Source organism: Yoonia sp. JB2-21 (assembly GCF_055693545.1).
The window spans coordinates 2861257-2887291 of record NZ_JBVFUC010000001.1; the positions used below are offsets into that span (position 1 = coordinate 2861257).

The window sequence follows — 26035 nt, forward strand, 5'->3', positions numbered from 1 at the left end:
GACGAGTCAATAAAGAACGATTTAAGTGCTCAGGTCCAGTACATTGAGGATCAGATGCCCAAGCTTGGAATGGAACCTATCCGCCGCGCGGCACTTGTTAAAGCCACGATTGACGAAATCGGGGCAGTCGGCAATCTGGACGTGACCGTCAGCAATATTGCCAAGCGCGCCGGCATGTCCTCGGCGCTGGCGCATCACTATTTTGGCGGCAAGGAACAGATTTTTCTGGCGGCGATGCGGCACACGCTGGCGCTCTATGCCGCCGAGGTGTGCGGCGCGCTGAAGGGGGCCAAGGGCCATCAGGCGCGGTTAGAGGCGATTATTCGCGCAGGGTTCACCTCATCCAACTTCCAGCCAGAGGTGATCGCGGCCTGGCTGAATTTCTATGTGCTCGCGCAGACGTCCACTCCCGCGCACGATCTGTTGCGCATCTACCAGCGGCGTCTGCACAGTAATCTAATGTATGATCTGCGCCCCCTGTTGGGCAACAGGTCCGCGGGGGCAGCTGCCCGGATTGCGGCACTGATCGACGGACTGTACCTGCGCCAAGGGCTATCGCGGGCCAAGAGCGAAGAATCGGATGCCACGACACAGGCGCTGGCCTTGCTGCACATTGAACTTGAAGGGCGAACCCAATGACCAAACCCAACATCCTGATCATCATGGTCGATCAGCTGAACGGAACGCTCTTTCCCGATGGGCCAGTTGACTGGTTGCACGCGCCAAACCTGAAAAAGCTCGCCGCCAGATCCACGCGTTTCGCCAATAGCTATACCGCGTCGCCGCTTTGCGCACCGGGGCGGGCATCATTCATGTCTGGGCTGCTGCCATCACGCACTGGTGTCTATGACAACGCTGCTGAATTTGCTTCATCCATACCGACCTACGCCCACCATCTGCGCCGCGCGGGCTACCAAACCTGCCTTTCAGGCAAAATGCACTTTGTGGGTCCCGACCAGATGCACGGGTTTGAAGAACGGCTGACGACCGATATCTACCCCCCTGATTTCGGCTGGACGCCGGACTATCGTGAACCGGGTGAGCGTATTGACTGGTGGTATCATAACATGGGCTCCGTCACCGGGGCTGGTGTGGCCGAGATCACCAACCAAATGGAGTACGACGACGAGGTTTGCTATAATGCGACCCGCAAACTTTATGATCTGTCACGCGGGCACGACGATCGGCCATGGTGCCTGACAGTCAGCTTCACGCATCCGCATGATCCCTATGTCGCGCGGAAAAAATACTGGGACCTTTACGCCGATTGCGATCACCTGCTGCCGCAGGTCGGTCCAATCCCATACGAGGACCAAGACGCCCACTCTCAGCGCATCCTCGATGCCAATGATCGCGATAATTTCGACATTAGCGAGGACGATATCAAACGCGCACGACGCGCCTATTTCGCGAATATCTCATACCTCGACGACAAAATCGGTGAGGTGTTGCAAACGCTCAAAGACACGAGGCAAGAGGCCACGATCCTCTTTGTGTCCGACCACGGCGATATGCTGGGGGAACGAGGGCTGTGGTTCAAAATGTCGTTCTATGAGGGGTCAGCACGTGTCCCGCTGATGATCGCCAGCCCGCAGATGGAACCGGGGCTGAACACCACGCCCGTCAGCAACATCGACGTGGCACCGACACTTTGTGATCTGGCAGGGATCGACATGTCCGAGGTGGAACCTTGGACGACCGGTGAAAGCCTCGTGCACCTAGGCCAAGGCGGCAGCCGCGACACGCCAGTGGCAATGGAATATGCCGCCGAAGGCAGCTACGCGCCACTGGTCTGCTTGCGCTATGGCAAATGGAAATACACGCGCTGCGCGCTTGACCCCGATCAACTCTTTGATCTGGACGCCGACCCGCACGAACTGACCAACCTCGCAGACGTCCCCGCTCATCAAGGCGCGCTCACCCAGTTGCGCGCCAAGTCAGAGGCGCGCTGGGACCTTGTCCAATTCGATGCCGCCGTACGCCAATCACAAGCCTGCCGCTGGGTGGTCTATGAGGCCCTGCGCAACGGCAGTTATTTCCCATGGGACTATCAACCGCTGCAAAAAGCGTCTGAGCGGTACATGCGCAACCATATGGACCTCAACGTCTTGGAAGAAAACCAACGCTTCCCCCGTGGTGAATAACCCCGTCTTTCTTCGTCCCTTCAAACTTCCGCCGGAGGCATCGGCCCTATGAAAGAATACCAATGCAAGCTGATTATGTGATCATCGGCGCAGGCTCTGCCGGTTGCGCCATCGCCTACCGTCTGGCCGAGGCGGGTAAACAAGTGCTGGTCATCGAACATGGCGGATCAGATGCAGGGCCATTTATCCAGATGCCGGCGGCCCTGTCCTATCCGATGAATATGAAACGCTATGACTGGGGTATGAAATCCGAACCCGAACCACATTTGGGCGGGCGTGAGATGGTCACGCCACGCGGCAAAGTCGTCGGCGGATCATCCTCAATCAACGGGATGATCTACGTCCGCGGTCACGCCTGCGATTACGACTATTGGGCTGAAAGTGGGGCACACGGCTGGTCCTATGCCGACGTGCTCCCGTACTTCAAACGGATGGAGCATTGGCACGACGGCGGGCACGGCGGTGACCCGGACTGGCGGGGCAAAGATGGTCCGCTGCATGTGACCCGTGGGCCCCGCAAGAACCCACTGACCCGGGCTTTTGTGGAGGCCGGACAGCAGGCAGGCTATCCCGTCACCGACGATTACAACGGCGAACAGCAAGAAGGCTTCGGTCCCTTTGATGCCACCATCTACAAGGGGAGACGCTGGTCTGCGGCAACGGCCTATCTGCGTCCGGCGCTCAAACGCCCCAACTGTACTATCACCCGCGCGCTGGCACGGCGTATCGTGATCGAAGACGGTCGCGCGACAGGCGTCGAGGTCAGCCGCGGCAGCAAGATCGAAGTGATCACCGCCAACAAGGAAGTCATTGTCGCTGCATCATCACTGAATTCACCAAAGCTTTTGATGCTGTCAGGGATCGGTCCCGCAAAACACCTGCAAGAGCACGGCATCGATGTGGTCGCCGATCGTCCCGGCGTGGGCCAAAACCTGCAAGACCATCTGGAACTCTATATCCAGCAATCAGCGACCAAACCGGTCTCGCTGTTCTCTTACTGGAATATCCGCGGCAAAGCCAAAATCGGGCTGGAATGGCTCTTGTGGAAAACTGGCCTCGGCAGTTCAAACCAGTTCGAAAGTGCCGGGTTCATCCGCTCCAAGGCGGGCGTCAAATACCCTGACATTCAATACCATTTCCTGCCTATCGCGGTCAGCTATGACGGTAAAATCATCCCCGAAGGCCACGGCTACCAAGCCCACGTTGGCCCTATGCGATCCCAATCGCGGGGGCAAGTCACCTTGCGATCCGCCGATCCCAATGACCACCCGAAAATCGCATTCAACTATATGTCTCACTCGCAAGATTGGGAAGATTTCCGCACCTGTATCCGGCTGACCCGCGAGATCTTTGCCCAGCCAGCCTTCGACGAATTCCGCGGCAAGGAAATCCAACCGGGCGACGATGCGCAAAGCGACGACGAACTGGATGCCGTCATCCGCGAACATGCCGAAAGTGCCTATCACCCTTGCGGGACCTGCAAGATGGGCGATCCAAATGATCCAATGGCGGTGGTGGACCCTGAAACACGGGTGATCGGGGTCGAGGGGTTGCGGGTCGCAGACAGCTCCATCTTCCCGCGTGTCACGAACGGGAACACCAATGGACCGTCGATCATGGTGGGTGAAAAGGCGGCGGATCATATCCTGCAACGCAACCCGCTCGCACCATCCAATGACAAACCGTGGATCCACCCTGATTGGGAAAGGGCGCAACGCTAAACGCGCTGTAACAGCGTTGACACATTATTAACCTTTCTTAACAAATTGGCTTGAAGGGCGGGGTGTAGACTCCCTAACTCGGGCGTATGGTCCGGCTCCTCACACTTCTGCTTATCATCCTCAGCGCGCCCGCATTGGCCGCCCCAAATGGTACCATCCGCGTCATTGATGCGGACACTATCGACGTAGGCGGCACCCGCGTGCGCCTGTTTGGGATTGACGCTCCGGAAATGGGTCAGCCATGTTCTGCAGATGGACGCGAATGGGATTGCGGCGCCTGGACCCGTGACGCAGTAAGCAACCGTTTCGAAGGTGCTTTTGCAGCTTGCCAAGCCCGCGACACTGACCGCTATGGCCGGGTTGTTGCGCAATGCACCGTTGATGGTCAGGACATGGGGCAGATGATTGTTTATTCTGGTCTGGCTTGGGCCTTTCGACGGTACTCTTCGCTCTACGACCTTGATGAAAAAGCGGCGGCGGTTGCAGGGCGCGGGGTGTGGGCCGTCGATGTTGAAACACCGTCTGACTACCGGGCGGCCCAAGTATCCGATCAGTCGGCACCGGAGCAGAACTGCGCGATCAAGGGCAACATCTCATCGGGTGGGCGGATCTATCACGTTCCGGGCCAAGAGCATTACAGTCGCACCCGGATCAATCCAACAAGTGGAGAGCGCTGGTTTTGTTCCCGGGCTGAGGCGGAAGCTGCTGGCTGGCGCGCCGCGCGCCGGTAAGCTCTGATTGTTGATCGGGATCAAGGCCGAAACCGGGTTCTTTGACTAAACTGGGACGGACACCAATCACAGGAGTCTATAATGTCCCATACGCCGCACGAACTTGTTGAAGAGTTCCCACACCAAATTGATGCGATACATGCGCTTAAGGAAAGCAACGCGCATTTTGCAAACCTGTCGGATGCCTACCATACGCTTAATCGCGCTATTCATCGGGCTGAGACTGACATCGAACCAACCGATGATCTGCACATGATCGAAATGCGGCAACAGCGTCTGGCGCTGAAGGATCAGATCGCCGCGATCTTGCGGGATGCTTGATCAAGCGGCTTCGGTATCTTCCACGGTTGTCTGAAAACGCTCAAAGAACTCGTCGGCCATCTTGCGGGCGAAACCACCGATAATCCGGCTCCCGAGTTGTGCCAACTTGCCCCCGACTTTGGCTTGGGCGGTATAAGTCAGTTCGGTGCCGCCTTCGACTGTTGCCAAAACCACGTCCGCTCCGCCTTTTGCAAAGCCGGCAACGCCGCCCTTGCCTTCTCCGGTGATTGTATAGCTCTGTCCCGGAACGACGTTTTCCAACGTCACTTCGCCTTTGAAGGTCGCTTTCACCGGACCGACCTTTTGTTTCACAACGGCGGCAAAACCCTCTTCGGGCGATCCGGTCAATTCCTCGCAGCCCGGAATACACGCTTTGAGGGTTTCAGGGTTATTGAGATGCGCCCACACCGTCTCAATATTGGCGGCGATGACTTTGGTGCCGTTCAGTTCCATCTTCAATCCTCCCAGAGACCACCATTGCAGCCAGATTTTGACGCCTAGTCAAGCTGATACGGCAATATGCCACGACGATCCGGATCAACCCGCAATTGGCGTTCCAGCGGCGGAACCGACCTTTGGTGGCAATGCCGCCGTTCACAAATGCGGCATGAAATTCCGATGGGCGCGTAGGCTTTTGCCGCGCCCACATCCATATGGTCAGCGTAGACGAGCGCGGGTGCATGGCGCACTTCGCAGCCGAGGCCGATCGCATAGCGTCGGGTAGGAACATCATAGGCACCGCCGGATTTGCTGACGTCCCGGGCAAGGCAGAAGTAGCGCGCACCGTCGGGGGTTTCGGCCAGCTGCCGCAGAAACTGTCCCGGCAATTCAAACGCCTGATGCACGTTCCACAAGGGACAAGCACCCCCATAACGCGCAAACTGGAGGGTCGTCGCCGAGTGGCGTTTGGTGATTGTACCTGCCTGATCGACCCGCACAAAAAAGAAAGGAATGCCTTTGGCACCCGGACGTTGCAACGTGGAGAGACGATGCGCGACCTGCTCAAGCGACGCGCCAAATCGGGCCGACAGGAGTTCGAGATCATGTCGTGTGCTTTGCGCCGCTGACAGGAAAGCAGCATAGGGCATCAAGGCTGCTCCTGCGAAGTAATTTGCCAGACCCACCTTCGCGATGCTGCGCGCCTCATCAGACTGAAAGCGGGCCAGATCCAAAGTGGCTTCCAGCAGGGGTTCTTGGCCCACCAATGCCAATTGCAGCAAAAGCTGAAAGGTCTGGGTCGCACTGCTGGCAACTTGCGAAATTGTCAGGGTTTTTGTGGTGGCATTGTAGTGTCTTACATCTGCGGCATCCCGGAACACCGTTTTGATCCCGTGGCTTTCAAGCATGCGGATCGCCGCGTCTGCCATCGCCTCTCCGGGGCTGGTGCGGGCGGCAAACCTTTCAGCGGCACGATCAACAGCGTCGATGTAGTTGTCGCAGTAGTGGAAAAAATCGCGCACTTCTTCCCAGGGGCTGGGTTGCAAGCGGGCGTCTTCGCGGCCAAGCGCTTCGTCGAGCGACGCCAGTCGTTCATGGGTTTGGCGGTAGGCGGCATGCAAATCCAGAAACGCGCGCGCCAACGCGGGTGCATTGGCGGCCGCAAGGCGCATGTCGGCAAGGGCGGGGGCGGGGCCGGTGAAGACCGGATCAGCAAGCGCTTCGCGCATGTCACCGACAAGACGGGCCTCATCTCCAGATTGCAGTTCGGTGACGTCAAACCCGAATTCCTGCGCCAATCCCAAAACCACCGCCGTAGAGACAGGCCGGTTGTTGTTTTCCATCTGATTGAGGTACGGCAGCGAAACGCTGAGTTTTTCTGCAAAGGCTTTTTGTGTCAGCCCAAGTCTGCCGCGCAGTTCGCGCAGCTTCGCACCCGCATAGAGTTTTTGAACAGCCATTTCGTTCCTTTGCAGATTTGCTAACAGACATTAGCTACTGCAAACTCGGCGTCAACCGACCCGCTTTTCCCGCCACACAACAAACAAAACCGACAAAAGCGCAAGGATGGATGTGCCAAGCATGATCAATTGCAAAGGCATCGTGCCAGTTTCGATCGTCAAAATTCCGCCAGCAAGCTGCGAAAGTGCCGCGCCGCCGCCAATCATGATCGCCCCGCCCAGACCGCTCGCTGTTCCTGCCAGATGCGGGCGCACGGAAATAGAGCCTGCCATCACGTTTGGTAGCATCACGCCATTGCCAAGCCCCAGAAATACGCAAAAGCCAAAGAAATTCAGCGGATGGTTCAGACCGCTGAGGGTCAGGGCGGCCGACAACCCAAGGCCAAGTATCGTGATGCCGGTACCGATAATGGCCATACGGTTGACACCAACGCGCACCGAATACCGCCCGGACCAATAGTTTCCGACAGCATACCCGATCGCGGGCGCGCCAAGAGCGATACCGCTCCACAGCGGGGATAATCCAAAAATTTCACTGGCAACAAAGGATGCGCCGCCCAACAGCGCAAAGAACGCACCAGAGCCGAATGCGGCACATAGCACATAGCCCCAGAACCGGGGTGAGCGAAACAGTTCAGGGTAGGTTTTGACTTGATCACGAAAGCTGGTGCCTGCGCCTTTGACGGTTTCGCCAAGATCGAAATACACAAGGGCCAAAGTGCCAAGCCCTGCGGCAGCCAGAAACACAAAGGTCGCGTGCCAGCTAAAGCTCTGTTCCAGTGCGCCGCCAATCATTGGGCCAACCATAGGCACCAAGGCCATGCCCATCGTGACATAGCCAATCATTGAGGCGGCTTCGTTCTGAGGAACGATGTCACGCACAATCGCCCGTCCAAGCGCCATTGAGGTAGCGACAGCCGCTTGCAGGATGCGGAAGAACAGGAAAACCTCAACTGTGGTTGCAAACAGCGCCCCAATGCTAGCGAGGACGAACACCGTTAATGAGCCCAGGACCAGAATGCGTCGACCAAACCGATCGGAAATCGGCCCGATAAAGACCTGTAGCACGGCTGTCGCTGCAAGATACCCTGACAGGGCAATCTGCATGATCGCATAATCGGTCTGGAAATAGGTTGTCATCGCCGAAAGTGACGGCAGAAAGATCGACATGCTTAACGCTGACATGCCGGTGATCAGCACGAGCGTGACGATATGAGGTGGTGTGGTCCGATCCAGAAAACGGATCGCCGGAAGAGTGGTCATGCACCAGATGTAGGCGTCCTGTGCTGGGTTGTCTATCGCGGTGTTCCACAAGTTAATTTGCGGATTTGCAAAAAATGAAATTAGCAAATCGGTAAGTTTGCAAATATGCCCTTTGCCCCTTCTGTCGGCCCGCACTTCGCGTTATGACACTCCAAAGTTGCAGGGGGCGATCCTATGGATGTGTTGCAAGAGCTGGAAACGCGGCGTGAAGCGGCGCGATTGGGTGGCGGCGAAAAGCGGATCGCTGCACAGCACAGCAAAGGTAAGCTGACAGCACGCGAACGCGTTGAGCTGCTATTGGACAATGGGTCATTCGAAGAGTTTGACATGTTCGTCGCGCACCGTTGTACAGACTTCGGTATGGAAAAAGAGCGGCCTGCGGGTGACGGCGTTGTCACCGGCTGGGGCACGATAAATGGTCGGTTGGTTTATGTTTTCAGTCAGGATTTTACTGTCATGGGCGGCTCTGTTTCTGAAACCCACGGACAGAAGATCTGCAAGATCATGGATATGGCGGTGCAGAACGGCGCGCCGATTATTGGGATCAACGATTCCGGTGGGGCACGTATTCAGGAAGGTGTCGCCAGTCTCGCCGCCTATGGCGAGGTCTTCCAGCGCAACATCACGGCCTCTGGTGTGGTTCCGCAGATCAGCTTGATCATGGGGCCGACGGCGGGTGGGGCGGTATATTCGCCTGCGATGACCGACTTTATCTTCATGGTCAAAGACAGCTCTTATATGTTTGTGACAGGACCTGATGTTGTCAAGACGGTCACTAACGAGCACGTCACAGCAGAAGAGTTGGGCGGTGCCGCGACGCATACACGCAAATCATCTGTCGCCGATGCGGCGTTTGAAAATGATGTTGAGGCCTTGGCCGAAGCGCGCCGCCTGATCGACTTCCTGCCGCTCAACAACCGTCAGAAGGCGCCAGTACGGCCCTTCTTTGATGATGTGAACCGGATGGAGGAAAGCCTCGACACGCTTGTGCCCGACAATCCCAACATGCCCTACGACATGAAAGAGCTGATCACGAAGCTGGCTGACGAAGGTGATTTTTACGAGATACAGGAAGAGTTTGCGAAGAACATCCTGACGGGTTTTATCCGGCTCGAAGGGTCAACCGTTGGCGTGGTGGCCAACCAGCCGATGGTTTTGGCCGGTTGTCTGGACATTGATGCCTCACGCAAAGCCGCGCGCTTCGTGCGGTTCTGTGATGCCTTTGAAATTCCGCTGCTGACGCTTGTGGATGTACCCGGCTTTTTGCCCGGCACGAGCCAGGAATATGGCGGTGTGATCAAGCACGGGGCCAAGCTGCTTTATGCGTATGGCGAAGCGACAGTGCCCAAAGTGACCGTTATCACCCGCAAAGCCTACGGTGGCGCATATGTTGTGATGGCGTCCAAGCACCTCAATGGTGATTTCAACTATGCGTGGCCCACGTCCGAGATTGCCGTCATGGGGGCCAAAGGCGCGACCGAGATTATTCACCGCGCCGATCTGAATGACCCTGAAAAGCTGGCGCAGCATACGCAGGACTATGAAGATCGCTTTGCGAACCCGTTTGTTGCGGCCGAAAAAGGTGTCATCGACGAGGTGATCATGCCGCAGTCGACTCGTAAGCGGGTGTGCCGGGCTTTTGCGTCTTTACGTGGAAAACAGGTGCACACGCCTTGGAAAAAGCACGACAATATCCCGCTGTGACGCCGATTTGCGCGCATATTGGCACGTTACTCGTGCCCCGGATCGCGTCTCTCAGCGAGAATACGCCATGCAGGCGCGCACAGCGTCGCGTCCAACGCTACCATATCTGGAGTGTAAGTTGAGTTTCGCCCAAAATATGGACGTTTGTGCAGTATTGCGCCGAAGGCTTGAGTCTTTGTTGCAACATTGCGCGCAGTTCGCCTCAGAGACCTTTGAGAATAAAGCGTTTTTGCCTAATATGATGTCACGCGAAGTGGATATCGCGCTCTCGTGGGGTCAAGGCGGCACAGATCGTCGAACACCCTGCACAACCAGAGGCAGGCAAGAAAAATGGTACAAGGACTTTTGGCTTTCACAGTTGCAGCGCTCATGGCGTTGGTTGCTGTGTCGGGCAGCCAAGACCGTGCTTTGCTGCAAGTTACGTCGGACGCAGCCGCACAACAGACGGTTGATTACAACCAGTTGGTTTACTAACGATTGCTTTTTTGGGCGGGCTTTCGGGCCCGTCCAATCCCACCTCCGACCACACGGAGGCGTATATGGCTAACCTTCCTTACATGGAAAAGCACCGGGGTTTTCCCGGGCGACTGCCGGGAACAGACTTTCAGTATACGCTGCGCCGGGCCAACAAAGGTGGCGCTACGCCCTTAATGCAACGTGTGCGCTACCCCGATCGAAGACCGCCAGACAAGCGCGCCGATGCAGGCTTTTTGCAGGCCTTGTGGGAGCATTTTGGCGAAGAGCCTTTTGTTCGTGGCAACCTAGATGCAGGCCGATTGAGCTGGTTTTTTGGTCGCGAAGTCGTTGCCGCGGAAGATCCGTTCGATCCCGAAAGTTATGAAGCGTTGCTGCGTATTGATGTGTCAGTGGCGCGGCAAAGCTTTCCTGAGATTTTGGGTGATGCCACATGAGCGCCCCATCGGTTCAAAAAGAACAGGAGAAACAATCTAAGCGGGAAGTCGCTTATTTGCCTGTTGCGCTGCGACAATGCTGTTCAATGAAGGCGTCTTCGGTCAGGGTTAACGCTGTAGATGTGCAGTCCAGCAATTGTACGTCTGCAAATTCTCTATACCGTTACCCTTCCCTAATCGGCCTGCTTACTCACCAAGCAGGCCGATAACGGTTTTCCGCCTGTCTGATGGAAAAATGACCGATGATATTGGATATCAAGCGGGAATTGCTATTCATCGGGGCGCAGTCGGCACCAATTCTGGGGCGACTTACAAAACAACGATAGGCTTAAGATTATGCAAAAGACATCAATCATCCTTGCAACAGTGGCAGTATTTGGTTTGGCGGGTTGCCTCGAAGGTGACGTGGAGCGCGGCGTGGCCGGCGCAGGTGCAGGTTTTGTTGCCGCAGAAGTGCTTGGCACAGACCGCACAGGTACAGTGCTTGCCGGTGCAGCCGCAGGCGTACTTTGCGACGACGCAGGCTTGCGCGCCTGTAAGTAAAACAGACACGCGCGCCCATGCCGGGCGCGCAATTTCTACAAACCGCCGTCGGGGTCATGCCTCGGCGGCGGTTTTGCGTTTTGGGGACGGATACTAATGTTCAAGAAAATTCTCATCGCCAACCGTGGTGAAATCGCCTGCCGTGTCATTAAGACGGCCCGTAAAATGGGGATCAAGACCGTTGCCATTTATTCAGATGCGGACCGCAATGCGCTGCATGTGAAGATGGCGGATGAAGCGGTGCACATCGGCCCGCCCCCGGCGAACCAATCCTACATTGTCATCGATAAGGTGATGCAGGCGATCAAAGACACAGGCGCCGAAGCGGTGCATCCGGGCTATGGTTTTCTGTCAGAAAATCCACTGTTTGCCGATGCGCTTGAAGCCGCTGGCGTGGTCTTTATCGGGCCGCCAAAGGGCGCGATTGAAAAGATGGGTGACAAGATCACCTCCAAGAAAATCGCCCAAGATGCCAATGTCTCGACTGTACCCGGATATATGGGTTTGATCGAGGACGCCGAGGATGCGGTGAAGATCTCAAATGAGGTCGGCTACCCGGTGATGATCAAAGCTTCTGCCGGTGGCGGTGGTAAGGGCATGCGTATTGCGTGGAACGATGATGAAGCCCGCGAGGGGTTCCAGTCGTCCAAGAACGAGGCTGCCAATTCCTTTGGCGACGACCGTATCTTTATCGAAAAGTTCGTCACGCAACCGCGTCACATCGAAATTCAGGTGCTTTGCGATGGGCATGGCAATGCCGTCTATCTGCACGAGCGTGAATGCTCGATCCAGCGCCGGAACCAGAAGGTGATTGAAGAAGCACCGAGCCCGTTTCTGGATGAGGCGACGCGCAAAGCGATGGGCGATCAGTCCGTCGCATTGGCGCAGGCCGTGGGTTACACCAGTGCAGGCACGGTCGAATTCATCGTCGATGGCGACCGGAACTTCTATTTCCTTGAAATGAACACGCGCTTGCAGGTGGAACACCCTGTGACAGAGCTGATCACAGGCATTGATCTGGTCGAACAGATGATCCGGGTTGCTGCGGGGGAAAAGCTGCCCTTTGCCCAGGATGATCTGAAGATCAACGGCTGGGCAATGGAAAGCCGCCTTTACGCCGAAGACCCCTATCGTGGGTTCTTGCCGTCTATCGGGCGTTTGACCCGCTACCGCCCCCCAGCAGAAGAGGCGACAAAGACACGTGCCGTGCGCAACGACACCGGCGTATTCGAGGGCGGTGAGATCAGCATGTATTACGACCCGATGATCGCCAAGCTGTGTACCTGGGCACCTGATCGGGCCACCGCGATTGAGGAAATGCGTTTGGCGCTCGATGGGTTTGAGCTGGAAGGGATCGGGCATAACCTGCCGTTCCTCGCCGCAGTCTATGATCACCCGAAGTTCACTAGCGGCAATATGACGACGGCCTTTATCGAGGAAGAATACCCCGAGGGATTTGAAGGTGTGACGCTGGATGACGACGCCTGCCAGCGCATTGCTGTCGCCGCCGCCGCCATGCACCGCGTTGCTGAAATCCGGCGCACCCGCATTTCGGGGCGGATGGACAACCACGAACGCCATGTGGGCGAGGATTGGGTGGTCAGTCTGCAAGGCAAATCACATGCAGTTGCGATCAAGGCCGATAAGTCCGGGGCTGACGTTGCGATTAGCGGTCAAACGCTGCGTGTGGAAAGCGATTGGACGCCCGGCGATCCGCTGGCGCGTTTGATGGTTGATGGTGCGCCTTTGGTCCTCAAGATCGGCAAAGTTTCTGGTGGGTTCCGGGTGCGCTATCGCGGCGCAGATGTGAAAGTGCATGTACGCACCCCGCGTCAGGCCGAATTGGCGGCGTTGATGCCCGAAAAGCTGCCGCCCGATACCTCGAAATACCTGCTCTGCCCGATGCCCGGCCTGATCGTGAAGGTCGATGTGGCCGAAGGTGACGAAGTGCAGGAAGGCCAAGCACTTTGCACCGTTGAGGCGATGAAGATGGAAAACATCCTGCGCGCCGAAAAGAAGGGTGTCGTCAAGGCGATCAAGGCCGGAGCAGGGGACAGCCTAGCCGTCGACGAAGTGATCATGGAGTTCGAATGAAGCCTTGGTTGGCATATGGCGGCGCTTTTCTTTGCGGTGTGGGCACCCTCGCGTTGCTGAATATGGCCGCCGTCACACTCTCACTTGCGGGATTGCAGGTTTCGGTCGCTGTCTTGCTCTTCGCAGGAATTATTGGTCCGGCCCTTGCGGGGTTCATCGTCTTCGGGCTGAGTTATGGAAAGTTCTCGGGAAAGCCGTTTTCCCAAGCTGAATGGGTGGTCGCATTCGTATTTTTTGCCATCATTATGGTGATTGCGGCTGTGCTTGTCGCGACTACGCTGCTTCCTAGCAGTATTTTAACCCTTGGTGCAGCATTGGTTCTTTTGGTTGGGGGCGCTGCAATATTACAGCGACGCCGCCAATGAAGGTGGCGCGCTACTGCCCCACAACCCGCCGGTCTGAAATCTCTTGCTGTCGCAACGGCATCTTGTCGATGGACCGCGATAACTCGCGAACGCTCCATGGGGCCGGTTTACGCAGGGCGACCCGCCCATCTTTGCCGACCAGGGCCATCATGTATCCGCGCGGACGCAATTGCATGCGCACATCGCTCATCTCGTCGCGGTTCGTGTCTGTGATGATGATGACATCGCGCACGGCGAGGCTTTCAATATCTGCCAAGAGCAAGTCCATTTGCTGTTGGAACCGTGGATCCTCTGGCGTATCGGCGAACACCACCAAGGGCCGCGCGACCCAATTCAGATCGTCGAGCACAATTTCGGCCCCGTCGAACACTTGCGTGCGGTCGTCTTCCCACCGTTCCAGAACGGTGCGTTCTTCGGCTGTGGCTGGAAATGCGATAAGCGCAGCGAGCGCGATGTTCGTCAATAACTTCATAATGCTAGATATAGAGGCGCTTGCGCCAAAAGCTAAGGGTCAACTGCCATTTGCTGCAAACAAATGCGCGTTACCCCATCCAACCCACGCCGGAGGCACCGATGTCTGATAAGAAAACATGGGAAGAGATTGCCCGCAAAGAGCTGCGTGGCAAGCCTTTGGAAGCGCTGACATGGGATACACTGGAAGGTATCCCTGTCCAGCCGCTTTATACTGCGGATGATACGGACGGATTGCCGCATATGGGTGGCATCCCCGGTGAGGCCCCGTTCACGCGCGGTGTGAAGGCCACGATGTACGCAGGCCGCCCCTGGACGATCCGCCAATATGCGGGGTTTTCGACGGCAGAGGAGTCGAACGCATTTTATCGCAAAGCGCTCGCTGCGGGGCAGCAGGGTGTGTCGGTGGCCTTCGATTTGGCGACCCACCGGGGCTATGACAGTGACCATCCCCGTGTTGAGGGCGATGTCGGCAAGGCCGGTGTGGCGATTGATAGCGTGGAGGATATGAAGATCCTCTTTGATGGCATCCCGCTGGATCAGGTTTCCGTTTCGATGACGATGAACGGCGCGGTTATTCCGATCCTCGCCAATTTCATTGTGGCCGGGGAAGAGCAGGGGCACCCGCGTAATGTGCTGTCTGGCACCATTCAGAATGATATTCTGAAGGAATTCATGGTCCGAAATACTTATGTCTATCCGCCTGAACCGTCGATGCGCATCATTGCGGATATCATTGAATACACAACGAATGAGATGCCGAAGTTCAACTCGATTTCAATCAGCGGCTACCACATGCAAGAGGCCGGTGCGAACCTGGTGCAAGAGCTGGCCTATACGCTGGCTGATGGTCGCGAATACGTCCGCACGGCCATTGCGCGCGGCATGGATGTGGATCAGTTCGCGGGGCGTTTGTCGTTCTTCTTTGCGATCGGCATGAACTTCTTCATGGAGGCTGCCAAACTGCGCGCCGCCCGCCTGTTATGGTCGCGGATCATGGCAGAGTTTGAACCAAAGAACCCCAAGTCGTCGATGCTGCGCACCCACTGTCAGACCAGCGGTGTGTCTCTGCAAGAACAGGACCCGTATAACAACGTGATCCGCACAGCTTATGAGGCGATGAGCGCGGTTTTGGGCGGCACGCAGTCGCTGCACACCAATGCGCTGGATGAAGCCATCGCGCTGCCCACCGAGTTTAGTGCGCGGATCGCGCGGAATACGCAGCTGATTTTGCAGGAAGAGACGGGCGTGACCAACGTGGTCGATCCGCTGGCGGGGTCTTACTATGTCGAAAACCTGACGCATGAATTGGCCGAGGCCGCTTGGGCCTTGATCGAAGAGGTCGAGGAACTGGGCGGCATGACCAAGGCGGTCGCCTCTGGTATGCCGAAGCTGCGGATTGAGGAAACGGCGGCCAAGCGGCAGGCCGGAATTGACCGGGGGACCGAAGTTGTTGTCGGCGTGAACAAATACCGCAAAGACAACGAAGACCCGATTGATATTCTGGACATCGACAATGACGCGGTGCGCTTGTCGCAAATCGCCCGGATTGAGGCCACGAAAGCGGCGCGCGACGATGCGGCTTGCGATGCGGCCCTCACCGAACTCACACGCCGCGCAAATGAAGGCGGCAACTTGCTGGAAGCGGCGGTCGAGGCATCACGTGCCCGCGCCACTGTGGGAGAGATTAGCATGGCAATGGAACAAGCATTCGGACGGCACCGCGCCGAGGTGAAGACTTTGGCAGGTGTCTATGGCGCGGCCTACGAAGGTGACGAAGGGTTCGCGGCAATCCAGTCGTCGGTCGAGGAATTTGCCAAGGATGAAGGCCGTCGCCCGCGCATGCTGGTCGTGAAGATGGGTCAGGACGGTCATGACCGAGGGGCGAAAGTGATCGCGACAGCCTTTGCTGATATCGGCTTTGATGTGGACGTGGGGCCGCTGTTCCAGACACCGGTCGAGGCGGCACAGGACGCCATCGACAATGATGTGCATGTGATCGGCATCAGTTCTCAGGCGGCAGGGCACAAGACGCTGGCACCAAAGCTAGTGGCGGCGCTGAAAGAGGCCGGGGCTGAGGACATCATCGTAATTTGTGGCGGGGTCATTCCGCAGCAGGACTATCAGTTCCTCTATGATAGCGGCGTGAAGGCGATCTTTGGTCCGGGGACAAATATCCCGAAGGCAGCGCAGGATATCCTGGGTCTGATCCGGGAAGCGCGCGGGTAGATGCCACGATGCTAAAGCTCGACCACCTTGCCATTGCCTGCACATCCCTTGCCGAAGGCACGGCATGGGTTGAGGACCAGCTTGGTGTCAAGCTCCACCCCGGCGGGCAACATGCGCGCTACGGGACACATAATGCCCTGCTTGGGCTTGCTGACGGGCTCTATCTGGAAGTTATCGCAAAGGATCCCGATGCCGCGCCAGAGGCCGGACATGCGTGGTTCGGGTTGGACCACTTCACAGGTCCGCCGCGACTGGCCAATTGGATTTGCCAAACAGATGACTTTGGCGCGGCTCCGGCCGAGGCCGGGAGGCCGCGCGCTCTGACCCGTGGTGATTTGTCTTGGCAGATTAGCGTGCCGGACGATGGCAGCCTGCCGTTTCAGGGCGGATATCCGACAGTGCTCCAATGGGCCGACGGTACCGTTCATCCGGCTGACAGGTTACCCGACAGCGGATGTCGTCTGGTTGCCTTGGATGTCAGGCACCCATCGGCCGCTTGGCTGTCGCAAATAGTTGGGCTTGATGATCCGCGTGTGACGATCGTGAGCGGGGCCATGCGATTGACAGCGACGTTTGAAACGCCCGGCGGTATCCGAACGCTGTCATGATCCGGACGGCCGTACTCAGCGATGCGGCCCAGATTGCGACGATCTGGAATGCGGCAATTCGGAACACGACGATCACGTTCAACCCGACAGAGAAATCAGACGAAGAAGTGGGAACACTTACGGCGCAGGATTGCCTTGTCTGGGAAGAGGACGGGCGCATCCTTGGTTTTGCGCGCTATTTCCCGTTTCGTGGTGGTGAGGGCTATCGCTTTACCGTTGAGCATACGATCATGCTGCATGCAGATGGCCGCAGACGGGGAGGAGGCAAACGTTTGATGGAGGCGCTTTGCGCGCTTGCCAAGTCCGCAGGCAAGCACAACATGTTTGCCGGTTGCAGCGCAGAAAACCCCGCCGCAGTGGCCTTTCATGCCCGCTTGGGCTTTCAAGAGGTTGCAACGCTGCCCGAAGTCGGGTTCAAGTTTGGGCGTTGGATTGATCTCGTTTTGATGCAGAAACGCCTTTAAAGGAAAGATTTTATGTCGATTTGGTCGCGGATGGCCGAAGCAATTGCCGCCCTTGCCAATGGCGAAGGGCTTTCGGCTGTTTTTGAAAAACTGCGCGCCTCACCAGACCGGACGGTGGCCTTCGCAATTGCCGTGATCGCGCTGGGTGCCAAGATGGCGAAAGCCGACGGGCTTGTGACCAAAGATGAGGTCGTGGCTTTCCGTGAGGTGTTCCTGATACCGCCTGAGGAAGAAGCGAACGCGGCCCGTGTCTTCAACCTCGCCCGGCAGGATGTTGCGGGCTATGACACCTACGCCCGGCGGATCAAGGCGATGTATGGGGATGATGACAGCCCCCTGTGCGACTTGCTCGAGGGGCTGTTTCACATCGCGATGGCGGATGGGGTCTATCACCCCAAGGAAGATGATTTTCTGCAAGAAGTGGCCGAAATCTTTGGCTTTGATGAACGACGCTTTCGCGGGATCAGGGCGCTCTTTGTCGCTGACGCGGATCGCGATCCACATGATGTTCTGGGCGTCGACCCGGACGCGCCAATGGCTGACGTCCGTGCGGCATGGCGCAAGCTGGTCCGCGAAACCCATCCCGATCAGATGATGGCGCGGGGCGTTCCAGAAGAAGCCGTCAAACTGGCGGAACGTCGTATGGTGGCGATCAATCGGGCTTGGGAAGAGATCCAGGGCGCACGCGGGTGAGGATCGCAACCTATAATGTCGAATGGTTCAACAGCCTTTTTGACAATGACGGCACCCTGATCGCTGATGACAGTTGGTCGGGCCGATGGGATGTCACAAAGGCCCAGCAGACAGCGAGTTTAGGCTTTGTTTTCAAATCATTAAATGCCGATGCCGTGATGATCATCGAGGCACCCGATACCAGTCCACGGCGTGACACCCGGACTGCGCTAGAGCATTTTGCGCAGCGGTTTGATCTGCGTGCCCGGTCGGCTGTCACCGGGTTCACCAATGACACACAACAGGAAATCGCGCTTCTTTATGATCCTGATGTTTTGCGTGCTAATCATGATCCTAAATCTGACGATGCTGCGCCGCAGTTCGACACAGAGATCCGGATGGATGTCGATGTCGACGCGCACCCCGATCCAATTCGATGGTCAAAACCGCCGCTTGAGATCGCGCTAAGCACGCCGAGCGGTCCTGTGCGCCTGATCGGCGTCCACGCGAAGTCCAAGGCGCCGCACGGTGCACGCAACGACGCCGAGGCCACCCGCATTTCGATCCAGAACCGTCGCAAGCAGTTGGCCCAATGTATTTGGCTGCGCAAGCGCGTGGAACAGCATCTTGCAGATGGCGACGATCTGATCGTTTTGGGTGATTTCAATGATGGTCCGGGTTTGGACGAATATGAAAAGCTGTTTGGTCGTTCAGGCGTTGAGATCGTCTTGGGCGAAGGCACGCAGGAACGCCTGTTTGATCCTCATGCACAGATGGTGCTGGGGCGCAGATTTGGTGCGGCCCCTGCGACGGCCCGGTTCAAGCGCAAGGGTGAACCCTTTTTACAGGCGCTTCTGGATTACGTAATGGTTTCGCCTGGATTGCGCCTGAAGTCGCCAAAGTGGCAAATCTGGCATCCGTTTGATCATCCGGAATGCTATGCCAATATCCCACTTCGCGAGGCATTACTGGCCGCTTCGGACCATTTCCCCGTCGTGCTGGACATTGATTTGTGATTTGAAATTGGGCGACTGTATTCCTATTTTGGCATTATGAGACAGTTCATCACAGTGACGTTCGTTGTGGGCATGTTGAGCGTTTCGGCTGCTGCCGAAGACACCCCAGACACAGAAATGGATGAAGGTCTGAACCTGTTGGAAGAGGGCGCGCGGATGTTTATGCGCGGGTTGATGACCGAGATGGAGCCCGCGATCGAAGGCTTGCGCGACAGCTTTGAAGAGCTTGGCCCGGCCTTTGGTGATTTTGTGCAGTCCGTCGGCCCTGCGTTTGCGGCCGTGCTCGAGCAAGTTGACGATTTTCGTCATTATCAAGCGCCTGAAATCCTGCCGAATGGTGATATCATCATGCGCCGCAAGCCGGATGCACCGATTTGGTTGCCACGAGAGGACGGTGCAGAGATTGATCTCTGATCTTGCCAAAGACGCTTTGGCTTAGTCCTTGTAGTAAGTCTGACCCCGATACCCATAAGCTTGGCGCTGTTTTGGCTCTGGCGGCGCCTTGGCGACCTCTTCTTTCGGCATTGTGTGTTCAACTTTGGGTTCGGTTAAATCTTCTCTAGACGCGACCAGTCTGACAATGCGCTTTCCAGCCGGTGCCTTTGGTGTAACGTCTGATGGCGTCTTTGATGCTGGCTCAACCGCTGATGCCGGAGGCACGACCTCATCATCGCGCTGCACCTGATAGGGTGCAAACTGCGCGACAAGTGGCGGGCGTGCTTCTTTTTCGTCAACCGGTACAGTGACAGGTGCTGCGTTGATATCAACGGTCTTGACGACATGGGTTGTTTTCAGTGACTTGAAATTGTCTTTGATCCCAGCGGTCTCAAACGTGTCATTCACATCGCAGACTTTGACAACTATGAAGGCTGTGTTGTCCTGGTTGGGGTCGCCTAGATCGTCGATTGCCTGCATCAAAGCCTCGGCAATGTGAGCGCTATGACAGGATTTCGTGGCGTGCAGGATCTTTGCGATCGCGTCATTGTCCAGAAATTGCAAGCCGTCGCTTGATGCCACGATGATGTCGCCTGCCACCAACGTTGTTGGTTCGTCCGGGCAGTCGATCTTGTCAATCTTTTCACCGGTAATGGCAGACGTCAGTGTGTTGCGGTCGGGGTGATCGCGGCCAACATCGGCAGGCATGGCGCCGACTTTGACGATCATGTCGATTTGTGGCGCCATTGAGTGATCTTTGTTCAACTGGCGTAACGTGCCGTTGCGGAACAAGAGCAACGGTGAATCGCCAATAGACACCCAATAAAGGTCGCGGCCGGTGATCACAGTTGCCAGCAATGTCGACCCCATGCCGTGCGTTTCCGGGTCTTCCGCGATGTGGCACGTCACGCGGTCATTTGCCGCGTTCGCGACCTTACTCAGCATTGCAGGAATATCCAGTGACGGATCATCGAGCTGCGTCTCATTCATTTTGAGTTCTGCGAACACTTCACACATAACAAGGGCGCTTGCGATATTTCCGGCAAGATGGCCCCCCATGCCGTCTGCCAAAACCGCAAACCCCGTTTCTTGACCAAGTGGAAAACTCGCGGCGAGGCTATCTTCTTGATAGTCTCGCGCACCCTGAGACGCCGCTGTTGCAGCGTCAAACTTCAGGGATTCTTTAAACAAATTCTTAACCATTAAAAACCGCTCAACTGCCCACTTTGGGCTGTCCTCAATACACTCATCGAAACAAGCTCTACGGCTAAATTCTCTCGATATGGCTCAAAAAGCTAGTCAATTAAGGCAAAAATTCGACTTTTAGGTGTCAGAAACGCGTTTGTTCATGTTCGGTTCATTTTTCACCCCAGTAACGGGAAGAAATCGTAAACAGTGACAGCATTATGTGCGCACTGTCTTCATTGACGTAACATCAGTTAAGAGGATTGTCCGCGCATCGCCACAAAATTGGCATGATTGAACGCCGTGGAGCCGACTCACTGACGTATTGTCCACCGCCCCTATTTGATAAAAATCACCTTGCTTGAAGCGCCCATTGCTGACGCCAGCGCATCGAAACGGGATTGCGCAACCTCACCAAAAAGTGGTCGTGCCTGTTCATGAAGCCTCAGGGTGAGTTCCTGTTTCTTTTGCTTCCACTGCAAGGTTCCGGGCTCTTCATCAGCCGTTAGCCACAGCATCGCGCCAAGGCGCATCGCCTTGCCCAGTATCTCGGCTTCTTTGATCTGGCCTGGTTCCAGCATGGCAAAGAGTGGGTCAAAGCGCGAGTTCGCTGTTTTGCTCGTGTAGCGGTTCATCAATGCCAGCCCCAGCAGGACGCGTTCGTAGTGCTTGAGCCCGCCAAGATTGGCCCGGGTCGCATTGTCAAAGGTGACTTCGGCGCGGTAATCTGGATGCGCGCGCCAGCTTACATCATGCAGCAGGCAGGCGGCTTTGATGATCCGCTTGCGTTGCCAATTGGCCCTTGGAAACAAGGGCTTAACAAAGTCATACAAGACGCGTCCAAACCCTGGCAAGCGGGCGTCCTTTGACTCGACAAACCGGCAGGCTTCAATCAGCGGATCACGTTCGCGCAGCTCGCGGGGCATTTGCTCGTAAAGCATTCCTTCACGGATACCGTAGGACGATACGGCCACATCTTTTGGTTTAAAGGTGCGCATCAACTCTTTCAAAACAATCGACGCAAGCGGCACCAACGCCATCCGGCTATCAGAGATGTTGCAGCGTCCCCGCAGGTCTTGCAGATCAGATTTTCGAATATACTCGGCTGTTTTGCTGATCTGGCGCGAAGTCATTCGGTATTCATGCAAAACCGTGAGCGGGTAGGCGCGCCGTTCCATATCCACGCGCGCTATTGCGCGCCATGACCCGCCGACCAAAAACAGCCGCATGCCGGTAACATTGCCCATGTCGTCATGTAGTTGCGCCATTGTCTCGCGGACATAGGCTTTGATGGCTTTCCTGCCCCCTTTGATCTCGCGCAGTTTCAGCGGACCCAATGCCGAGGTGACACGGCGCCCGACGCGCCCGTCTGCAAGGTCCGCCAATTCCATTGATGACCCGCCGATGTCACAAACAAGCCCGTAGCTCCCCGGCCATCCCAGCAGTACACCTTGGGCCGACAGACGAGCTTCTTCCTTGCCATCGATAATCCACAGTTTGATGCCGGTTTCGCGCAGGACTTCTTCTTTGAAATCCGATCCATCGGACGCTTCGCGCACGGCGGCTGTGGCAACGGCCGTCAACGGTGGGATCCCCATGCCTTTGGCCAGCGCAGCAAAGCGGCGAATTGCGGAAATGGCGCGCGCGCGGCCTTCGGGGTTCAAATGTCCGGTGTTTGACAGGCCTGCACCTAACGCACACATGATCTTTTCGTTGTAGAAGTACGCAGGAGAGCGTGCCGCTCCATCAAACACGACCAAACGCACCGAGTTTGAACCGACGTCGATAACACCAACGCGGCTTAGCCCCTTTGCAGCAGCATCCTCAAAGAGTGGACGTCCAAAAGGGCCCCAATCTATGGTGTCCACGTGTTTTGCTCCGTCATTAGCTCGGGCGGACGCTAGCCGAAAAGCCGCGCCTTTGCCAATTGTAGATTTGGTGGTAACCCAAACAAAGAACATCACAGCGACACGCGATGATATCCCGCGCGGTAAGAGATCAAAGAATGACAAACACGACGATCCGCGCCGTTTTGGACAAGTATAACGACCTGAAAGTCGTCGGCCGGGATTTGCGCGATCATGGCGGACTGACTTTGGTCAGTCTTGTTCATAACGAGATGTATTTTCTGCCTGCGTTCCTTGCGCATTACCGCGCTTTGGGCATCTGTCGTTTCATCTTTATTGATGACCGATCGACCGATGCGTCGCTCGCGTTTTTGGCAGATGAACCCGACGTCATGGTTTTGCACAGTCAGCATCGTTTTGGCGACAAGCTGGTATCTGAGGACGCACAGGTTTTTGGAAAATCGTCGATTTCCATGAACACGCTGTGGCGTCAGCTTTTGCTGTCGGAATATTGCACGGGCAGCTGGGCTGTCTGTGTGGATGTGGATGAGTTTTTTGATTTGCCCGACGGCATGACATTGCCCGATCTGGCAACGCGACTGGATGCCCAGAATGCACAGGGCGTCTGGTCTGTGATGCTGGATATGTATCCTGACCGCGTGCGCGAATTGGCCGAGATGCCGGGCAATGCAGGGTTAAATCTGGACGGCGCGTGGTATTTTGACGGTGAGCCGCACCTACAGTTGAACATCACCGGCGACCCAACACGTATCTACAGTGGCACCCGTGCGCGTCTACTACAACAATACGGGCTCAATCACCGTGTGAAACCTTGGAAAGCAGCCATCTCGCGTACGCTTGGGCGTCCACCTGCGCATTTCAACGACGTGCACAAGCCGGTCTTCCTGCGCTGGCGCGATGATGCGGTGATGACGGGTCCGCATACGGTGAATTTGACCTGTTCCGCGTCGATCCTGCTACCGATGCGCCACTACAAGTTTTCCGGGGAAACCTACCAACGAATTGATTGGGCCTTGAAGTCAGAAGGCTATGCGGGCGGATCGGTATACTATTCCAGCGTCGAGCGTTTGCTGCGGGTCATGGCAGAGGAAGATGCATCGTTCTTGTACCAGCGTTCTCGGTTGCACCGCGGCTTTGACGATTTTGTTATGACTGGAAATGCGCTTGGCTTTGACTAGTCTGCCGTGTGCGTCAATTGGGGGACATCCGACGCCCCCGCCGATCCGCGTCCAGACAGCGACGGATTTTCCATAAAGAACCTGTGGCAGTTAAATGCAAATTTGCCATCCGGGATCGTTGCGCGGGTAAAGCTGCCATCGGCAGACATAATCCAGCTTTGTGCAATATCGGCCATGTTGGCGGCCATGATTTGCCCAACGATCTGCGCTTTGACTGTCGCGTTCTTGATTTCGACCAATGTTTCAACACGGCGGTTCAGGTTGCGGCCCATCCAATCAGCAGAGCTGATATACACCTTGGCTTTTTTTGAGGGCAGATCGTTACCGTTGCCGAAACAAACGATACGCGAATGTTCAAGAAAACGCCCGACAACTGATTTGACCCGAATGTTTTCGGACAATCCCTTTACACCCGGTCGCAACCCACAAATACCGCGCACAACAAGGCTTATTTTCACGCCTGCCTGACTTGCCGCATAAAGCGCATCAATCACGTCGCTTTCGATCAGAGAATTCATTTTGGCCCAGATTACAGCCGGTTTGCCGTCCCTCGCGTTTGCCGCTTCGGTGTTGATACGATCCAAAAGCGTCTGTTTGAGCGTCAGCGGCGATATGTTGAGGTTTTCAAGACCTTCTGGCTGCGCATATCCCGAGATATAGTTGAAGACCTTGGTCGCATCCCGGCCCAGCTTTGCATCACAGGTGAAAAGGCTGAGGTCGGTGTAGATGCGCGCCGTAATCGGGTGGTAGTTGCCGGTCCCAAAGTGCGTGTAGGTCACCAGTTTGTCGCCCTCGCGACGGACGACAGTGCTAATCTTGGCGTGGGTTTTGTAGTTCAGAAACCCATAGACAACATGCGCGCCCGAGCGCTCTAATCTTCGCGACTGACGGATATTCGCAGCCTCATCAAAGCGCGCCTTCAATTCCACCAATGCGGTGACTGATTTGCCATCCTCGGCGGCCTCACAAAGTGCTTCGACAATCGGGGACCGCTTCGATGTTCGATAGAGCGTCTGTTTGATTGCCACGACATTGGGATCACGCGCGGCTTGGTTCAAGAACCGCACAACCATATCGAACGTTTCATACGGGTGATGCAGCAGCATGTCCTTTTGGCGGATCGCGGCAAACATATCGCCGTCATGGTCTTGGACCCGTTCCGGCACACGCGGCGCAAAGGCAGGCCACAGCAGGTCAGGGCGGCTGTCCAGCACCAGTTCCCCCAGATCAGCGATCCCGATAAGTCCGTCGACCTCGACAACGGTTTCTTCGGTCACATGCAGTTCCGACATGATCAGCGATTTCAGCGCACCCGGCGCCCCGGCTGACATCTTAAGGCGCACAACTTCGCCCCGGCGGCGACGTTTGAGCGCTGTTTCAAACTCGCGGACAAGGTCCTCGGCTTCGTCTTCCAGTTCCAGATCACTGTCCCGCAGCACTTTGAACGCACAATGCCCCTTGATTTTGTACCCAGGAAAGAGGCGTTCTATATGCAGCAGCAGAAGTTCTTCGAGAGGCAAGAACCTGTGGCCGGTTTTCGCAGGCAGGGCCACAAACCGGTCAATTTGGGCTGGAACCGGTAAAAGAGATCGCAGCTGCCGCTTGTCGCTGGGGCGTTCCAGTTGCAACGCCAAGGCAAAGCCTTCGTTGGGTAGAAACGGGAAGGGATGTGCTGGATCAATCGCCAATGGCGAGAGCACGGGAAAAACCTGCTCGATGAAAACATTTTCAAGATAGCCGATATCGTCTTTGCTCAGGGCATGACGGTCCAGAATATGGATGTCCTCGGCGGCCATCTGTTGTTGCAACTGCGTGAAAATAATCTGCTGGCGCGACATCAGCGCGCGTGCGTCCCGATCAATAACCACCAGTTGTTCGGCAGGTGTCAGACCATCAAGACCGGGCGTTGTGTTGCCTTCGTTTGATAGCTCGCGCAGGCCCGCGACACGTACCGTGTAGAATTCGTCAAGGTTTGTTGCCGATATGGACAAGAAACGGAGCCGTTCCAGCAGCGGCATGCGCGGGTTCTCGGCTTCCTCCAGCACACGCCAGTTAAAGCTGATCCAGCTTAGCTCTCTGTTCACGAAACGCGCAGGGCTTTCGAGGTCAATATCAAGCGTGGTTGGTGAGGGGTATGCGCCCTCTAGGAAATCTGCATTGGTCATGGGGGCCTTCTGCACCGCATATGTCGCGGTTCTGTGACAAGTATCGCGC

Annotated in this window: 25 protein-coding genes; 18 read left to right on the forward strand and 7 right to left on the reverse strand. The window is 56.4% G+C overall.

Going from position 1 to position 26035, the window contains the following annotated elements; all coding sequences use genetic code 11:
* The first annotated feature begins 54 nt into the window (after nucleotides 1–54).
* The 5 genes from betI (at nucleotide 55) to ACZ1G5_RS14495 (ending at nucleotide 4917) form a co-directional block, all read left to right on the forward strand.
* Nucleotides 55–639, forward strand: coding sequence for a choline-binding transcriptional repressor BetI (betI, locus tag ACZ1G5_RS14475; RefSeq protein WP_472733509.1), 585 nt, complete (start codon nucleotides 55–57; stop codon nucleotides 637–639).
* A complete protein-coding gene (gene betC / locus ACZ1G5_RS14480) occupies nucleotides 636–2144 on the forward strand; it encodes a choline-sulfatase (protein ID WP_472733510.1) in 1509 nt (502 codons plus the stop codon). The genes betI and betC overlap by 4 nt, the downstream gene beginning before the upstream one ends.
* Nucleotides 2145–2206: 62 nt before the next feature.
* Nucleotides 2207–3865: a choline dehydrogenase gene (gene betA, locus ACZ1G5_RS14485; RefSeq protein WP_472733511.1), complete on the forward strand. Its 1659-nt coding sequence runs from the start codon at nucleotides 2207–2209 to the stop codon at nucleotides 3863–3865.
* Between the two features lie 86 nt (nucleotides 3866–3951).
* Nucleotides 3952–4596: a thermonuclease family protein gene (locus ACZ1G5_RS14490; protein WP_472733512.1), complete on the forward strand. Its 645-nt coding sequence runs from the start codon at nucleotides 3952–3954 to the stop codon at nucleotides 4594–4596.
* Between the two features lie 81 nt (nucleotides 4597–4677).
* Nucleotides 4678–4917: a YdcH family protein gene (locus ACZ1G5_RS14495; RefSeq protein WP_472733513.1), complete on the forward strand. Its 240-nt coding sequence runs from the start codon at nucleotides 4678–4680 to the stop codon at nucleotides 4915–4917.
* Here ACZ1G5_RS14495 and ACZ1G5_RS14500 read toward each other — a convergent pair whose 3' ends face one another.
* The 3 genes from ACZ1G5_RS14500 to ACZ1G5_RS14510 are packed head-to-tail and all read right to left on the reverse strand — an operon-like array spanning nucleotide 4918 to nucleotide 8078.
* A complete protein-coding gene (locus ACZ1G5_RS14500) occupies nucleotides 4918–5370 on the reverse strand; it encodes a CoxG family protein (protein WP_472733514.1) in 453 nt (150 codons plus the stop codon).
* Nucleotides 5371–5414: 44 nt separating this feature from the next.
* Nucleotides 5415–6815, reverse strand: a complete 1401-nt coding sequence (locus ACZ1G5_RS14505) for a helix-turn-helix domain-containing protein (RefSeq protein ID WP_472733515.1) — start codon at nucleotides 6813–6815, stop codon at nucleotides 5415–5417.
* A gap of 51 nt (nucleotides 6816–6866) precedes the next feature.
* Entirely contained in the window at nucleotides 6867–8078 is a 1212-nt protein-coding gene (locus ACZ1G5_RS14510) for a multidrug effflux MFS transporter (RefSeq protein WP_472733516.1), read from the reverse strand.
* A gap of 174 nt (nucleotides 8079–8252) precedes the next feature.
* On the opposite strand from ACZ1G5_RS14510, the gene ACZ1G5_RS14515 reads away from it, so the two are divergent.
* The 6 genes from ACZ1G5_RS14515 to ACZ1G5_RS14540 all read left to right on the forward strand — a co-directional run bounded on the left by ACZ1G5_RS14515 (nucleotide 8253) and on the right by ACZ1G5_RS14540 (nucleotide 13695).
* Nucleotides 8253–9782 (forward strand): acyl-CoA carboxylase subunit beta, encoded by a 1530-nt coding sequence (locus ACZ1G5_RS14515; protein WP_472733517.1) that lies wholly within the window; start codon nucleotides 8253–8255, stop codon nucleotides 9780–9782.
* Between the two features lie 330 nt (nucleotides 9783–10112).
* A complete protein-coding gene (locus ACZ1G5_RS14520) occupies nucleotides 10113–10256 on the forward strand; it encodes a hypothetical protein (protein ID WP_472733518.1) in 144 nt (47 codons plus the stop codon).
* A gap of 83 nt (nucleotides 10257–10339) precedes the next feature.
* The gene (locus tag ACZ1G5_RS14525; protein WP_472734347.1) at nucleotides 10340–10693 is read left to right on the forward strand and encodes a hypothetical protein; all 354 of its coding nucleotides are present in this window, start codon (nucleotides 10340–10342) and stop codon (nucleotides 10691–10693) included.
* 336 nt (nucleotides 10694–11029) lie between these two features.
* Complete coding sequence (locus tag ACZ1G5_RS14530) at nucleotides 11030–11236, forward strand: hypothetical protein (RefSeq protein ID WP_472733519.1); 207 nt, start codon at nucleotides 11030–11032, stop codon at nucleotides 11234–11236.
* Between the two features lie 96 nt (nucleotides 11237–11332).
* Nucleotides 11333–13330 (forward strand): acetyl-CoA carboxylase biotin carboxylase subunit, encoded by a 1998-nt coding sequence (locus ACZ1G5_RS14535; protein WP_472733520.1) that lies wholly within the window; start codon nucleotides 11333–11335, stop codon nucleotides 13328–13330.
* Complete coding sequence (locus ACZ1G5_RS14540) at nucleotides 13327–13695, forward strand: hypothetical protein (RefSeq protein ID WP_472733521.1); 369 nt, start codon at nucleotides 13327–13329, stop codon at nucleotides 13693–13695. Before ACZ1G5_RS14535 ends, ACZ1G5_RS14540 begins: the two co-directional genes overlap by 4 nt.
* A gap of 10 nt (nucleotides 13696–13705) precedes the next feature.
* Here the strand turns inward: ACZ1G5_RS14540 and ACZ1G5_RS14545 are convergent, their stop codons facing one another.
* A complete protein-coding gene (locus ACZ1G5_RS14545; RefSeq protein ID WP_472733522.1) occupies nucleotides 13706–14167 on the reverse strand; it encodes a DUF4174 domain-containing protein in 462 nt (153 codons plus the stop codon).
* A 101-nt stretch (nucleotides 14168–14268) separates the two neighbouring features.
* Between ACZ1G5_RS14545 and scpA the strand changes: the two genes are divergently transcribed.
* Genes scpA through ACZ1G5_RS14575 form a run of 6 tightly spaced genes read left to right on the forward strand, consistent with a single transcriptional unit; the run spans nucleotide 14269 to nucleotide 19569 of the window.
* Nucleotides 14269–16395: a methylmalonyl-CoA mutase gene (gene scpA / locus ACZ1G5_RS14550; protein WP_472733523.1), complete on the forward strand. Its 2127-nt coding sequence runs from the start codon at nucleotides 14269–14271 to the stop codon at nucleotides 16393–16395.
* Between the two features lie 8 nt (nucleotides 16396–16403).
* Nucleotides 16404–17003: a VOC family protein gene (locus tag ACZ1G5_RS14555; protein ID WP_472733524.1), complete on the forward strand. Its 600-nt coding sequence runs from the start codon at nucleotides 16404–16406 to the stop codon at nucleotides 17001–17003.
* Nucleotides 17000–17467, forward strand: a complete 468-nt coding sequence (locus ACZ1G5_RS14560; RefSeq protein ID WP_472733525.1) for a GNAT family N-acetyltransferase — start codon at nucleotides 17000–17002, stop codon at nucleotides 17465–17467. Before ACZ1G5_RS14555 ends, ACZ1G5_RS14560 begins: the two co-directional genes overlap by 4 nt.
* 12 nt (nucleotides 17468–17479) lie before the next feature.
* Nucleotides 17480–18160 carry a TerB family tellurite resistance protein gene (locus tag ACZ1G5_RS14565; RefSeq protein WP_472733526.1) on the forward strand — a complete coding sequence of 227 codons (681 nt, stop codon included), beginning with the start codon at nucleotides 17480–17482 and terminating at the stop codon, nucleotides 18158–18160.
* Entirely contained in the window at nucleotides 18157–19155 is a 999-nt protein-coding gene (locus tag ACZ1G5_RS14570) for an endonuclease/exonuclease/phosphatase family protein (protein WP_472733527.1), read from the forward strand. Before ACZ1G5_RS14565 ends, ACZ1G5_RS14570 begins: the two co-directional genes overlap by 4 nt.
* A gap of 36 nt (nucleotides 19156–19191) precedes the next feature.
* Nucleotides 19192–19569, forward strand: coding sequence for an AAA+ family ATPase (locus ACZ1G5_RS14575; protein ID WP_472733528.1), 378 nt, complete (start codon nucleotides 19192–19194; stop codon nucleotides 19567–19569).
* 21 nt (nucleotides 19570–19590) lie between these two features.
* Here ACZ1G5_RS14575 and ACZ1G5_RS14580 read toward each other — a convergent pair whose 3' ends face one another.
* Together ACZ1G5_RS14580 and ACZ1G5_RS14585 are read right to left on the reverse strand one after the other, a co-directional pair.
* Nucleotides 19591–20793: a PP2C family protein-serine/threonine phosphatase gene (locus ACZ1G5_RS14580; protein WP_472733529.1), complete on the reverse strand. Its 1203-nt coding sequence runs from the start codon at nucleotides 20791–20793 to the stop codon at nucleotides 19591–19593.
* 320 nt (nucleotides 20794–21113) lie between these two features.
* Entirely contained in the window at nucleotides 21114–22736 is a 1623-nt protein-coding gene (locus ACZ1G5_RS14585) for a Ppx/GppA family phosphatase (protein ID WP_472734348.1), read from the reverse strand.
* A 44-nt stretch (nucleotides 22737–22780) separates the two neighbouring features.
* Here ACZ1G5_RS14585 and ACZ1G5_RS14590 point away from each other — a divergent pair, with 44 nt between their 5' ends.
* Entirely contained in the window at nucleotides 22781–23821 is a 1041-nt protein-coding gene (locus ACZ1G5_RS14590; protein WP_472733530.1) for a glycosyltransferase family 2 protein, read from the forward strand.
* Here ACZ1G5_RS14590 and ACZ1G5_RS14595 read toward each other — a convergent pair.
* On the reverse strand, nucleotides 23818–25986 hold the full coding sequence (locus ACZ1G5_RS14595; RefSeq protein ID WP_472733531.1) for an RNA degradosome polyphosphate kinase: 2169 nt from the start codon (nucleotides 25984–25986) through the stop codon (nucleotides 23818–23820). The genes ACZ1G5_RS14590 and ACZ1G5_RS14595 overlap by 4 nt on opposite strands.
* Between the last annotated feature and the right edge of the window lie 49 nt (nucleotides 25987–26035).